The sequence below is a fragment of the Amphibacillus sp. Q70 genome (assembly GCF_052055485.1).
In the GTDB taxonomy this organism is placed as follows: Bacteria; Bacillota; Bacilli; order Bacillales; family Amphibacillaceae; genus Amphibacillus.
Map to the genome: position 1 here is coordinate 563,766 of NZ_CP197171.1, position 13,558 is coordinate 577,323.

A 13,558-nucleotide genomic window follows, 5' to 3' on the forward strand; every position below is an offset into this window, starting at 1 on the left:
TGTCAAATGAAAGTTGTATCTTTAGAAGATGTATTAGGAACCGAACATGAGGTTGATGGTGAAAATTGGATCAGCCGTCGACTCATCACAAAAAAAGATAATATGGGCTATTCTGTTAATGACACGATCATTAAAGCAGGTACAGAGACCCATATTTGGTATCAGAATCATCTTGAATCTGTTTATTGTATCAAGGGTGAAGGTGAAGTTGTGACATTAAGTGACAATAAGGCTTGGCCAATTAAAGCAAATCAGTTATACGCACTCGATAAAAATGATGAGCACTTACTTCGAGCAAAAACGGAGATGCGGATGGTATGTGTGTTCAACCCACCTTTATCAGGAAGGGAAATTCATGATGAAAACGGTGTTTATCCTGTTGATGACAGTGAATAACAAATGATAGATCGTCTCTTATGAGGCGGTCTTTATTTTCTTTGCTTAGATTTGATATACTAGGATAAGCAATTCGTTAATAACGGAGAAATAATCAATTAATCCGTACTCAAGAGGTGAATCATTTTATGGGAAAAAATATTGATGATTACTTAAATGAAGGAATCCATGGAACAAGACAAACGAACCCAGATGAACGTCGTAAATTTTTAGGTAGTTTAAGGGAGCGAGCCGCTTTCGTGTTAACTAGCGAACAGATCACAAATAAAATAGGTCTTAATGATCTTAATCAAAAGCTAGCTGAACATCCCGATGCTCAACTTTTATTAAATGGTCTTGTCCCATTCGAAAAACTCAATCCATATCGTCATCTTGCGATCAAGCATGATATTTCTTATACCATTATTGATGAAAAAAATAACACATCTGCCTATGGATTAGTACTTTGTTATGATCATGCCGTCGATATTGAAGAAATCCATTTTAAAGAAAAGCAACCTGATGATGACGATAACCAACAAGAAGAACAGAAACCGTCATTCTGGAAAAAACTCTTCGGTTTTGATTAAAATCTATGTTCAAAATAACTTGGTAAACAACACTTTCTATCAAAACAGTGATCATCCATCTTATTGAGTTTACTCGAAGCTGTTGCATCATAATGAGTCAATGGTGCAACAGCCTTTTCTTTATGAGTATAAACGCTAACTTACGAAAACCCATTTTTATTTTGATCTTTACGTAAAATACCGGATAGAAGACCTCTATCCGACGTTTGAGCTTGCGATTTCGTTTGAAATGATTGATAGAAGGCCTCTATCCAACGTTTGGGCTCGCGATTTCGTTTGAAATGATTGATAGAAGGCCTCTATCCAACGTTTGGGCTTGCAATTTCGTTTGAAATGATTGATAGAAGACCCCTATCCGACTTTTTGACTTGCGATTTTGTTTGAAATGTTTGATAGAAGTCCTCTATCCGATATTTTGAATATCCAAATAAAACGAACCTTCAATCAAGGACAGTTACATTTCCTGATTGAAGGTTTTACCAATTATTACTTTAACCTAATACAGCACGGTCGTTATTCAGTTTTTCGCCTCGAATACGCTGAAATTCATAAAGTAATTTCTCTATCGTTAAAGCTTTCTTTTCAGAACCAGAAATGTCCAAAATAATTTGTCCTTTATCCATCATGATCAAACGATTACCTAAATCCAAAGCTTGCTGCATATTATGGGTAACCATTAATGTTGTTAATTCTGTTTTCTTGACAACATCTTTTGTTAATTGAGTAATCAATTCCGCACGTGCAGGGTCAAGTGCAGCCGTATGCTCATCTAAAAGTAAAATATCTGGATCGGTAAAGGTTGCCATTAATAGTGATAAGGCTTGACGTTCGCCACCAGATAATAATCCTACCTTTGCATTCAAGCGATTTTCTAAACCTAAATTTAGTGTCTGAAGAGCTGTTTTAAAAAATTCACGCCGTTTCTTATTAACTCCAAGTCTCAGGGTCCGCTTTTTTTGTCGTGAATAAGCTATAGCTAGATTTTCTTCGATTGTCATTGAGGGAGAGGTTCCCGCCATCGGATCTTGGAAAACGCGTCCGATATATTGAGAGCGTTTATATTCTGGAAGTGTTGTTACTTTTTTATCATTAATTTCAACCTGACCAACATCGGGAAAGAGAGCGCCCGAAATAATATTCATGAGTGTAGATTTTCCTGCCCCATTACTACCAATAATGGTAACAAAATCACCTTTGGCTAACGTTAAATGAATTTCTTCCAGCACTTTCTTTTCATCTGAAGTGGCTTCATTGAAGGTTAGTGAAATATTGTTAAGTTCTAGCATACTAGACCTCTCCCTTCGTTCGCTGTTCAAGTACTAGTCTTTTTTGACGTTTGCGTTTAACTTCTTTATGATTAGCAATTAATTTCGGCACAATCAAAGCAACAATAACCAAGACAGATGTAATTAATTTCATATCGCCAGTATCTAAAAATGGTGAGCGCAAAGCCAATGTCATAACGATTCGATAAATAATTGCCCCTAGAATAACAGCCATTGTTGTGCGCATAATTGTCTTTGTCCCAACTACCGATTCACCAATAATGACCGAGGCAAGCCCAATAACAATCATTCCAATCCCCATATTTAAATCAGCAAAACCAGCATATTGTGCATAAAGTGCACCTGATACAGCAACTAAACCATTTGATAACCCTAAACCAACAATTTTCAAATGATCTGTATTGGCGGAAAAACTACGAATCATTTTCTCATTATCACCAGTGGCTCTTAACGCCAGACCCGTTTCTGTTTTTAAAAAGTAATCAAGCAATAGTTTAATAGCAAAAGTTAAAATCAACATCACAACTAAAATTCCCCATGTGCTTGGTACTCGTTCTAAACCGAAAAAGCCAAACAGTTGATTTAAACTTTGGTCAATGCCAAGTGTTGACCAGCTATCTGTTAATTTTGTAAAAATGGTTGGCTGGTTTAGCAATGGAATATTTGATTGACCCATAACCCGTAAATTAATTGAATAAAGTGCCGTCATCATTAGAATTCCTGAAAGAAGCGGATTAATGTTACCTTTTGTATTTAATAAACCTGTCAAACATCCAGCTAAAAAACCAGCAATCAAAGCTAAAAGAGTCGCTAAAACAGTTGAAAAATCATTTGTAATAGCGATCGCTGCAACAGCAGCCCCTGTTACAAAACTCCCATCGACCGTTAAATCTGGAAAATCAAGCACCCGAAATGATAAATAAACACCGAGTGCCATGATTGCATAGATAACCCCTGATTCAAATGCATTAAATATTGAAATAAACACAGCACTTTTTCTCCCCTTCTTTGTCAATCATCTATTCAATAATCTATCTGTTAATAAGGATGAAACCGACTCATGTCGTCTAGAGATTGAGTCGGTCGATAACAATCATTTCATATTATATTTCTTAGTTAACTACTGTAACTCAGCAATTTCATCCCAGTCACTATTCCATTCAATGCCTTGTGCTTCAACTGCTGATTGGTTAATGAAGAGTTGCATCTCAGGCGGATATTCAATACTAATATCTGCCGGTTCGATCCCTTCAGTTAAAATGTCTACAGCCATCTCGCCCGTCCGATAACCAATCGTGTAATAGTCGATACCAAAAGTAGCAAAACCACCTCGTGTTAGTGAGTCAGGTTCTCCAACAACAAGTGGAAGTTGTTGCTCTTCGGCAACCGCAACAACAGTTTCTAATGCAGATACAACCGTATTATCTGTCACAATGTAAATCAAATCAGCTTCTCCAACCAGCGAAGTTGTAGCCTGTTGCACTTCAGCTGATGTTGAAACCGTTCGTTCAACTACTGTTAAACTTGTATCCTGAACCGCTTCATTAACATGGTCAATCTGAATAACTGAATTCTGCTCACCAGCATTATAAACAACACCAACAGCAGATTCTGGAAAATACTGATCGATAAAATTGACCGTTTCAATAATGGCATCTGGATGCATATCCATGACACCGGTTATATTCCTGTCTGGTTGATCCAATGACTCTACAAGTCCTGCCTCAATGGCATCTGTTACCGATGTAAAAACAATTGGAATATCACTTGTTGCTTGTAATGCAGCCTGGGCACTAGGTGTTGCATTAGCAAAAACCAAATCCACATTATCTGCTACAAAATTTTGAGCAATGGTTGATGTATTACTTTGATCACCCTGAGCATTCCTTAAATCGTATTCAACATCTAAAACTGCCTCTTCAATCGCTGCTTGAAAACCTTCATAAGCCGCATCTAATGAAGGATGCTCAATGAATTGTGAGACACCAATTTGATATGTCCCTGTCTCTTGTGTATCTTCTTGACCTGAGTCTCCCGTTTCCTCCGAATCATCTTGATTGTCTTGAGCACAAGCTCCCAATACAATTAATGTAATAAGACTAAGCATGATCATCGATAGCTTATTTTTCATAACTTGTTCGCTCTCCTTATTGCAATTCTATTTTAAATTTTCTGAATTTAATGTGAATCATTATACCATACTTTGAGACACTACTGTATGCTTTTATTAAGAATGTTCTAAATTTTTTGTTTACTTCTCTCCCTAATTAAAAATCACAAATGAACAATAAGTTAGCAGTGTATTCATTGTGCTCTGATCAAACCAATCTACTTTATACAGACGAATGAGTCATCTATATTTACAACTACACAAGCTGAACTTTTCTAAAAATGTTTGATTTTTCATTTGTCACTTTTTTTATCATATGCTATTTTTCTTATGTAGGGATTATAATAAAGTATGTTCCTACTATTTATTATTTCACCCTACTTCAATTAAGCTTAGAAAATAATCGCTTTTTCAGATATTCTGCAAGACATTTACGTCAGCTGTTCTAATATATTTATTAGAAAAAGCGTGCATTTACACAATAAAATAGGTAAATGCACGTTTTTTTAATGAGTTCGTTCACAAAACTATATTTAAAAATCTATGACATCCGTTAAAAGCTTAATCTTGACACGAATGTAGTGACTTCATCAACAATAGAGGTTACCCCTTATCTTAATTCCACTCGATTGGTTTGTTTCAATTCATCAATCGTTGCAGCACCTACACCAAACATAGCCATCTGTAACTCTAATTCACGTGTTTTCATCATTTGGATCACAGCTTCTGCTGAAGTGGTCGCATCTTTTAAAAGAGAGCGTGCAAAACCAACAAAATCTGCACCTAAGGCAATGGCTTTGGCAGCATCAACACCCGTTTTCATTCCACCACTAGCAAAAACAGAAGCATCACTTACCATTTCTTTCACCGTTACTAAACTCTCGACAGTAGAGATTCCCCAGTCAACAAAGGCTTCAGCGGCTTGTTTTCGAATTGGATCAGCTGAGCGAAGTTTTTCCACCTGGCTCCAGGAGGTCCCCCCAGCTCCCGCAACATCAATAAATTGAATACCAACATTACGCAATTGTTGAGCTGATTCCCCATCAATTCCCCAACCGACTTCTTTCACTCCAATCGGGACAGTCAACGTTTCTACAAGCTGTTCAATTTTAGGTAATAATTTTTCAAAATTAGTGTCACCATTAGTTTGAATCACTTCCTGAATCGTATTTAGATGTAAGACCAAAGCGTTCGCCTCTGTCATATCAATAATCTGTTGACATTGATCGATTGAAAAGCCATAATTCAGTTGGACTGCTCCTAAATTAGCGATAATTGGAATATTAGGTGCATATTTGCGAACTAGAAACGATTCACGATAATCTTCCTTCTCGATCAAAGCTCGTGTTGAACCTAGAGCCAATACCCATCCTTGCTCCTCGGCTGCAATCGCCAAGTTCTGATTAATTTTAGTTGCTTCTTCTGATCCACCAGTCATTGAGCTAATTAAAAATGGGGTTACTGAATCACGACCCAAAAAAGATGTGGCCAATGAGATTTTGTTAAAATCAATTTCAGGTAAAGCGTTATGAATCAATCGAACCTTTTCCATTCCTGAAGTGATTCCCTCACCTGTTACTTGATCCGTTAAGCACAATGTAATATGCTCTGCCTTACGTTTATTAATATGATCTGACATTTTTATCACCCTTTATTTGTCTGCAATTAGTCGATAATGCATCCAGCTTTGGCTGAATTTCAACCATCAGAGCGACTTAGTTACTCACTACTTTAGCACATTTCAACGATCAATTAACAGTTCAACCTCTTGAATTCATCATTATTAAGCAAATATGATAAAATATAGCTAATATATAATGAAAGACCTGAAAATAAAGGAGGGAGTGTCGCCTACTCTAATTGACTAAACCATGGTGAGGGCGACGATGATAATGAAGGAAAATTTAATTAAACGTTTCACATCTTATGTAAAAATCGACACACAATCAAATGAAGATAACGATACCTGTCCATCAACAGATGGACAATGGGATCTTGCTAAACAGCTAGTTGAAGAACTAAAAGCTATCGGAATGGAAGAGGTAACAATCGATGAAAATTGCTATGTGATGGCTACCTTGCCAGCAAATACAACCAAAGAAGTAGAAACAATCGGTTTTTTAGCCCACCTTGACACCGCAACAGATTTTACTGGTAGAGATGTTAAACCAAATGTCATCGAAAATTATGATGGACAAGATATCTGTTTAAATCAAGAAAAACAAATTATTTTAAAAACAGAAGATTACCCTGCTTTGAAGCATTATCAAGGTCAAACATTAATTACAACTGATGGAACCACCTTACTTGGTGCTGATAATAAGGCTGGGATTGCTGAAATTATCACAGCAATGAACTATTTAATCCAACATCCCGAAATAAAACACGGGAAAATTCGCATTGCCTTTACTCCAGACGAAGAAATTGGTCGTGGCCCGCATAAATTTGATGTAGCTGCCTTTGGCGCAGACTATGCTTATACTGTCGATGGTGGACCATTGGGTGAATTACAATATGAAAGTTTTAATGCGGCAGCTGCAAAGGTCTCTCTTTTCGGCAATAATGTTCATCCCGGAACAGCCAAAAATAAGATGCTGAATGCGATTAAATTAGCTATTGCTTTTAATGACCGTTTACCAGCAGAACAAGCTCCTGAATTTACTGAGGAATATCAAGGTTTTTATCATTTACTATCTTTGACAGGAGATACTGAGTCTTCTAAACTCTACTATATTATTCGCGATCATGATCGGGAAGCTTTTGAACAGAAAAAAGACTTTATGAATGAACTGGTACATGAGTTTAAGCAAAAATACGGGGAGCGTGCCATCTCAGTTGAAATGACCGACCAATATTATAATATGCGTGAAAAAATTGAACCTGTCCGTCATATTGTTGATATTGCCTCTGCTGCCATGAAGGAGTTAGGAATAGAACCCATTATTGCTCCAATTCGCGGTGGGACAGATGGTTCTCAACTTTCCTATATGGGCTTACCAACACCTAACTTATTCACAGGTGGTGAGAATTTCCACGGGAAGTTTGAATATGTTTCAGTCAATCATATGGTAAAAGCCGTTGGAACCATTGTAAAGATTTGTTCATTGTTTGAAGAACGAGCGAAATAAAACAGGACTTTAATCAGTAAGAGTTAGCCGCCCTACACGATGTAGGTTCGAGTTTTACGGATGGTTATCTGTGGTAAATAGAATGTGACATACAGATAAGAAGACAGAGAAACTTATCTATGTATTTTAAAAGAGAAGAGAAGGGATGAAAGTATGAAACGAATAATCATAGGGATAGCTTTACTATCCATGTTATCTGCTTGCCAAACGGGGACAGAGGAAAACAATGGATTAGATAATGATGAGCAAACCCAAGCTACAGAAGAAAATATAGAAGCAGAACCTAATAATCAGGAAGCTGAATCAGGGCAAACAGAAGACAACGAAGAACAAGAGTATTCTGAGGAGTCGAATACAGACGAGGATAGCTTTCAAGAGATGGAAGTTATTGAGGAATATATAGATGTGTCAGACTATCAACGTGAGATAGAAACAGATAATAGAAATACAAGAGTCATGTTTTTCAAATCAGATCAAGGAGAAAAGGAGTATAAAACAGTCTTTATTAAAGATAAAAGTCGCTTAAAGATTATTCATTTAGGCGAGGACGGTTTGCTATTTAATGAGGAATTAAATTAATATTTATTAAGTGGGTTAGCAGATTAATCTCTGTAACCCACTTATTACTTCTCTACATACGACTATTTTGTGCTATTTCAAAGCTTATATGATAGAGTGGAAGTAATTCTTAAAAATCGATATGGTGGTCAAAATCATGAAGCGGACTCTTTTTATAATTATATTAGGAATAATAGGTCTACTCTATTTCAATTGGGAAATGAATCAGCCCCTGACTAGTCAACCAGCACAAACGGTACAAAAAACGCTAGAAAACCGGACACTATCTGTTCAAATGATAACGCGCCTTTGGAAATTAACAGATATCGACCTTGATGTCAGCTCTGCCATGCTTGTAGATGCAGAAACAGGACATGTTATTTATCAAGAAAATAGTACCAACCCTCTGCCGGTTGCTAGTATGTCAAAATTGATGACAGAATTGCTTGTTTTAGAAGCCATTGAAGCAGATATTCTCAACTGGGATAGTGAAATATCGATTAGTGATTATGCCTATGACATATCCCACCAGCCTGGCTATGCATCTGTTCATCTTCAACAAGATAAATCATACACAGTTAAAGAATTGTTTCATGCAATGGCCATCCATTCCGCAAATGGAGCAACGATTGCTCTAGCAGAAGCTGTAAGTGGAAATGAAAAACTATTTGTTCATCAGATGAACAATAAAGCAAATGAACTGGGTTTAAGTGACTCTACCTTTGTCAATAGTACAGGGTTGGATAATGATCACCTTGGACAGTTCTTCTCAGTAGGAACAAGTGATGATACAAATAAAATGTCTGCTCAAGACCTGATAACATTAGCTCGATATTTAATCAATCATCATCCAACTATACTAGATGTAACGAGCTTACCTGCGTACCTAGCAAATGATCGAGAATATCTAAACACAAATTGGCTGTTAGAGGAAAATACTACTTATGGTATGGTTGATGGCTTGAAAACTGGCTACACTGATTTAGCTGGTTATTGTTTTACCGGAACCGCCCAACATGAGAATGTTCGTCTAATCTCTGTTGTTATGGGGACAGAGTCATTCACGCAACGTTTTATCGAAACAGAAAAACTATACGAGCAAGCCTTTGAACAAATGGAGAAATGGTCAGATCTTATTGTCTATTGAAAATACTATTAAATAAGGGAAATTTCAATCCAGCGGGGGTTAACACCTGTGTGACCAACATCGTGGGACTGGGACTCAGAATAAGAAAACCACTTATTCTTGCGGGGTAAAGCTCCGTAGTTTTCCTTAGTGCGGTTACTCGTCCCACCGTAAAGATTTGCGGTTACTCGCCCCATCAAAACCTGTTGTTGCTCCGAGTTTTACGGACGGTTATCTGTGATAAATTGATTATTCTGCTAGCAATCATTTTCATATTTTCCACTAGTTATTGCTATTCTGACACGTTTAAATTTAAAAACATCATCAGAAAAAAGAAGATAATATATATCTAATACTTCTAGATAATCAACAACATTATCCACAGAACAAACCTGATTTTAGTAGTCTTTAATTGTTTTATCCACATTGTCCACAGAAAAGGTTGCGGTTATCCACAAATACTATTGTATTTTCGTGCTATATACCTTCTTTAGCTAGACTGTTATCCTATCTACAGACTTAGAAAAACGAATATCAAATAGCTATGTTATTAAAATAAAAACGTTTTATTAATTTGGACACCTACTAGACTGTCATATCGAAATTTTTTTAACGAGATAAACGTATAATCCACAAGTTTATCCACATAATGAATATTAACTTCATGGTGGTTACTTAGTTTATCCACATTGTCCACAAATATATAACTAGACCTTATCAATTATGGAGGCTAGAGAAAGTAACCCCATTATTCTCAATTTGATAATTCTTATTTATGATGATCTATTGCGGAACTCACCTTCACATTGGTTAATTATTTTTTTCTCAACCTACTAAGGTCATAATTATTTAATTTTTACGGATTCGAGTTATAGAGCCGATTATGCCACTGCTGTAAGATATCAGCAATAAGCTCTTGCAACTGCAAACATTCATTTTTATATCGTAAGCGAAAATAAAAACTTCTGAGAAAATTAGCGACATTGGTCTTCTTCCAAAAGAAGTTCAAACTGTATCCTTCATTTTCTAGTAATTGCTTGAGTTCATTTGAAATGGTTAATAACCAAACTTCGATATCATCTTCTGTTAACCCTTGATCTATCAAAGCTTCTACTGCAAACATTAATCTTTCATCCTCATCATCAACATATGGGATTTGATTTATGCTGTCTTTGAATAAACACTGTTTGATGACTTCAAGACATTCAGAAGATAAATCCCGTTTGAATTTGGGATGTCTTATGGCTGTTGCGATTAAATCAGCACCATGTGCAACGCTATGCGCCCAACCTTTATTATCTACATAGCCACGGACATCTTTTTCTCGCTTTAAATATTCAATACTTGCTTCAATAGCTGGTAATAAATGATCCTCTGAAAGAAATTGGCTTTGTCTGTCCTTTTCTAAAATCAGGCCAATCACTAACGCAGAAAAAGAACGGGCAAATACTGAATCATCTTCCTTTTGACCAATATCTAAAAACAGTTTGTTCAAACAAACCTCAAGAATATAATCTAATTGTTTAGTTGTTAAATCATCTTCTAAAATAAGTTTCCCAAAGGTATTGAAAATAAGTGTATCCCTTAGTTCAGGGTCATTTGATCCGATATTAGCCAACATTCTGTCAATCAGGCTATCTAATTTATTTTCTTGCAATACTGCATCGAGATTTTGGAGTTCTAATTTTAATGTCATTCCTTCACCATTCTTTCAACATATAATCCTATCTTTGTTCTTTTAAATACTTTCATACTTATTACAAAAAAATTATGAGCAACTAAACAAATAGCAGACAGTTTTAGATAATCCATAATCACTGTTAATCACGAAAACAATGCATACCGATTGAATCTCGATATGCATTGTTCATTCAACTTGTTTTAATTATGCACGTAAGTTAGCTTGTTGTCCATCCACCATCAATTTTAATCGCCTCTCCATGAATATAATCTGACTGATCGGAGGCTAGGAAAAAGGCAAGGTTAGCCACTTCCTCAGGTTTTGCCGTTCTTGCCGCTGGAATGTCTTCTGCTAAAGCAGGATCGACATCCTCTGTCATGCTTGTTTCAATATATCCAGGTGCTATCGCATTTATTTTAACACCTTTTTGACCATAATCATGAGATATCTGCTTAGTCAAGCCTACAACAGCATGTTTAGAGGAGGTGTAAGCAGCTCCACCACCACCAGCAACAAATCCAGCAATGGAAGCAATATTAATGATAGCTGCTTTTCCCTGCTCTAACATAGTTGGGAGCACAGCTTTTGTCACAAGATAAATTCCCTTTAAATTGATATTTAATATTTGATCCCATAAGTCTTCATCTGTTTCCAACAGTGGAGTAAAATCATCAAGAACTCCAGCGGTATTGCTAAGAATATCAATCGTTTGAAATTGATCTAAAGCTTGTTTGACACCCGCTTCAACTTGTTCAGAATCAGAAACGTCAACTTCAAGAGCCAGCAATTCAATATTTAATTCTTTGGCTTCTTCCTCTAATTCTTGAAGACCTTCCTTATCAATATCGAAAGCAACTACTTTTGCACCTTCTTTAGCAAAACGTTTGATCTGAGCCCTTCCCATACCCGAAGCAGCTCCTGTGATCAACACAACTTTATTCTTTAATTTCATTAGGCTCTCCTTTCAATGGTTGAATCAAATAAAACAATGATTATTAGTTTATTGGCTTTTCAGTACTCCTCACCGTCTGTATCATTCATCTATACTTCATATAGGACTTATAATGAATTTTATTCCTCCTCTATGTCGATGAATGGATAGCTCCATACACTAGTGATCATTAGGAAACTAACCTCTTTGTAATAATTGATTCCCGGCTGATATGATTTAAAACGTTTTTTCAAGGATGGTTGATGACTGTAATACAATTGTAATGTGATTCAAAATTCATAAGGAGCTGTTGCACAATGAAGGATAAGCTGTGCAACAGCACTTTTCTTTGTGAATATTAGAAGTGTGTTTGAAACATTCGATTCAACTTTTCGAATTGAAAATTTGAACAAAGCATCGGACTGGATAGGAAGGCTCTATTCTATCCGACATTCTGGCTTGAGTTTTCGATTGGTTTGAGGGATAGAGATGCTCTATCCGACATTTCGACTTGAGTTTTTGATTGGTTTGAGGGATAGAGACGCTCTATCCGACATTTCGACTTGAGTTTTTGATTGGTTTGAGGGATAGAGACGCTCTATCCGACATTTCGGCTTGAGTTTTTGATTGGAATGAGGGATAGCAGACTACTCAATCTTCCTAAATGGGGGTTAAAAAGTTAGGCTTATTTCGATGTTCCTACAAAGGGTTGTTAGTCGATGAATAACCGTACGATAGATCAGTTAACACAAAAAGAAACTGTCATCAAATGCATCAAATGCACATCATGCATTTGACGACAGCCCCGTCAAACGAATGCCGAGTTATCACAGATAGTAATCCAACACTAGATGGGTTTACTCAAATTTTTAATAAAATTCAACTACATTTAATATCATTACCGTGGCATAAAAAATAAATCTCATATCAAGGAAAGTGCTCGACCTAGGTCTGTTTGGCAAAATGACATCGAGCAAAAAAGTTTATCCAACACTAGTGATTTAATATAAATACCTGTGGTCTTAATAAAAAGGTTTATATTTATCAACAGAATTATCCACATCATAAATTGGATTTTAATAGTTTTTAACTGATTTATCCACGATATCCACAGATAATATTGAAATTATCCACAAGACATTTATGCTTCTTCCTCTAGCTGGTTCGATTAATGAAAAGTTATATAGCTCATCAAAATAATCAAGAAAAGCATTGTTTCAAGATTAATAATCCATGTGTTGGGTTTTACTTTTGAAAAGAATTTCACCCGTTTTACTAGACTTGTATCGATAACAATCGCTAAATAATAGAAAAAGAATAAACTGAATAAAAACATCAGACCTGCCATCAATACTTCTTCGCTATTCAAAAAAGAAAGTCCTAAAAATAATGCCCATACACACTTAAACATCATTGCTAAGCACTCAAATGGATTAGACAGTGTCGCCATCATATAATTACCGTATTCGTCAATAATGGCTTGATCATCATTTTGTTTAACGATATATGCAATATGCCCTGTTTGAAGGGTCATTGTAACCACCATCAACATTAAATACACGAATCCAAATAGGGTTCCTACTTGTAATAACTCTATATTTAATAATTGGTATATAGTTAACGGCAAAGGAAGCCACATACCATGCATCAGTGCCATCAAGATATGGATAAAAGCAAATTCATTATTTTTAGCCATTTTTGGAAAAGTAACTGCAATAATTAAAAATAGTAAAACACCTAGCCAACCCATAATTATTGTGGGAATTAACATAT

General features: G+C 36.0%; 12 protein-coding genes. 5 read left to right on the forward strand and 7 right to left on the reverse strand.

Translation table 11 applies throughout. From position 1 onward, the window contains the following. The first annotated feature begins 6 nt into the window (after positions 1-6). Positions 7-396, forward strand: coding sequence for an ectoine synthase (locus tag ACS127_RS02495; RefSeq protein ID WP_440896897.1), 390 nt, complete (start codon positions 7-9; stop codon positions 394-396). 128 nt (positions 397-524) lie between these two features. After that, a complete protein-coding gene (locus ACS127_RS02500; protein ID WP_440896898.1) occupies positions 525-965 on the forward strand; it encodes a YueI family protein in 441 nt (146 codons plus the stop codon). Between the two features lie 491 nt (positions 966-1,456). Here ACS127_RS02500 and ACS127_RS02505 read toward each other — a convergent pair whose 3' ends face one another. The 4 genes from ACS127_RS02505 to fni all read right to left on the reverse strand — a co-directional run bounded on the left by ACS127_RS02505 (position 1,457) and on the right by fni (position 6,000). Further along, a complete protein-coding gene (locus ACS127_RS02505; RefSeq protein ID WP_440896899.1) occupies positions 1,457-2,251 on the reverse strand; it encodes an ABC transporter ATP-binding protein in 795 nt (264 codons plus the stop codon). A gap of 1 nt (position 2,252) precedes the next feature. Then, complete coding sequence (locus tag ACS127_RS02510) at positions 2,253-3,239, reverse strand: ABC transporter permease (RefSeq protein ID WP_440896900.1); 987 nt, start codon at positions 3,237-3,239, stop codon at positions 2,253-2,255. A gap of 132 nt (positions 3,240-3,371) precedes the next feature. After that, positions 3,372-4,382 (reverse strand): ABC transporter substrate-binding protein, encoded by a 1,011-nt coding sequence (locus ACS127_RS02515; RefSeq protein WP_440896901.1) that lies wholly within the window; start codon positions 4,380-4,382, stop codon positions 3,372-3,374. Positions 4,383-4,971: 589 nt separating this feature from the next. Beyond that, positions 4,972-6,000: a type 2 isopentenyl-diphosphate Delta-isomerase gene (gene fni, locus ACS127_RS02520; RefSeq protein WP_440896902.1), complete on the reverse strand. Its 1,029-nt coding sequence runs from the start codon at positions 5,998-6,000 to the stop codon at positions 4,972-4,974. A 253-nt stretch (positions 6,001-6,253) separates the two neighbouring features. Here fni and pepT point away from each other — a divergent pair, with 253 nt between their 5' ends. From pepT to ACS127_RS02535, 3 genes are all read left to right on the forward strand, one after another. Beyond that, positions 6,254-7,489, forward strand: a complete 1,236-nt coding sequence (pepT, locus tag ACS127_RS02525) for a peptidase T (RefSeq protein ID WP_440896903.1) — start codon at positions 6,254-6,256, stop codon at positions 7,487-7,489. 153 nt (positions 7,490-7,642) lie between these two features. Continuing rightward, complete coding sequence (locus ACS127_RS02530; RefSeq protein ID WP_440896904.1) at positions 7,643-8,068, forward strand: hypothetical protein; 426 nt, start codon at positions 7,643-7,645, stop codon at positions 8,066-8,068. A 136-nt stretch (positions 8,069-8,204) separates the two neighbouring features. Then, positions 8,205-9,194: a D-alanyl-D-alanine carboxypeptidase family protein gene (locus tag ACS127_RS02535; protein ID WP_440896905.1), complete on the forward strand. Its 990-nt coding sequence runs from the start codon at positions 8,205-8,207 to the stop codon at positions 9,192-9,194. Between the two features lie 835 nt (positions 9,195-10,029). On the opposite strand, the gene ACS127_RS02540 is transcribed toward ACS127_RS02535, so the two are convergent. From ACS127_RS02540 to ACS127_RS02550, 3 genes are all read right to left on the reverse strand, one after another. Then, complete coding sequence (locus ACS127_RS02540; RefSeq protein ID WP_440896906.1) at positions 10,030-10,869, reverse strand: DUF2785 domain-containing protein; 840 nt, start codon at positions 10,867-10,869, stop codon at positions 10,030-10,032. A gap of 202 nt (positions 10,870-11,071) precedes the next feature. Then, positions 11,072-11,806, reverse strand: a complete 735-nt coding sequence (locus ACS127_RS02545; RefSeq protein WP_440896907.1) for a 3-oxoacyl-ACP reductase — start codon at positions 11,804-11,806, stop codon at positions 11,072-11,074. 1,147 nt (positions 11,807-12,953) lie between these two features. Beyond that, positions 12,954-13,556, reverse strand: a complete 603-nt coding sequence (locus ACS127_RS02550; protein ID WP_440896908.1) for a hypothetical protein — start codon at positions 13,554-13,556, stop codon at positions 12,954-12,956. Positions 13,557-13,558: the final 2 nt, after the last annotated feature.

Excerpts from the sequence above, each read along its gene's own strand:
- ACS127_RS02535 (WP_440896905.1), top strand. The coding sequence starts at position 8,205 with ATGAAGCGGACTCTTTTTATAATTATATTAGGAATAATAGGTCTACTC.
- ACS127_RS02495 (WP_440896897.1), top strand. The coding sequence starts at position 7 with ATGAAAGTTGTATCTTTAGAAGATGTATTAGGAACCGAACATGAGGTT.
- ACS127_RS02550 (WP_440896908.1), bottom strand. The coding sequence starts at position 13,556 with ATGTTAATTCCCACAATAATTATGGGTTGGCTAGGTGTTTTACTATTT.
- fni (WP_440896902.1), bottom strand. The coding sequence starts at position 6,000 with ATGTCAGATCATATTAATAAACGTAAGGCAGAGCATATTACATTGTGC.
- pepT (WP_440896903.1), top strand. The coding sequence starts at position 6,254 with ATGAAGGAAAATTTAATTAAACGTTTCACATCTTATGTAAAAATCGAC.
- ACS127_RS02515 (WP_440896901.1), bottom strand. The coding sequence starts at position 4,382 with ATGAAAAATAAGCTATCGATGATCATGCTTAGTCTTATTACATTAATT.
- ACS127_RS02530 (WP_440896904.1), top strand. The coding sequence starts at position 7,643 with ATGAAACGAATAATCATAGGGATAGCTTTACTATCCATGTTATCTGCT.
- ACS127_RS02545 (WP_440896907.1), bottom strand. The coding sequence starts at position 11,806 with ATGAAATTAAAGAATAAAGTTGTGTTGATCACAGGAGCTGCTTCGGGT.
- ACS127_RS02505 (WP_440896899.1), bottom strand. The coding sequence starts at position 2,251 with ATGCTAGAACTTAACAATATTTCACTAACCTTCAATGAAGCCACTTCA.
- ACS127_RS02500 (WP_440896898.1), top strand. The coding sequence starts at position 525 with ATGGGAAAAAATATTGATGATTACTTAAATGAAGGAATCCATGGAACA.
- ACS127_RS02540 (WP_440896906.1), bottom strand. The coding sequence starts at position 10,869 with ATGACATTAAAATTAGAACTCCAAAATCTCGATGCAGTATTGCAAGAA.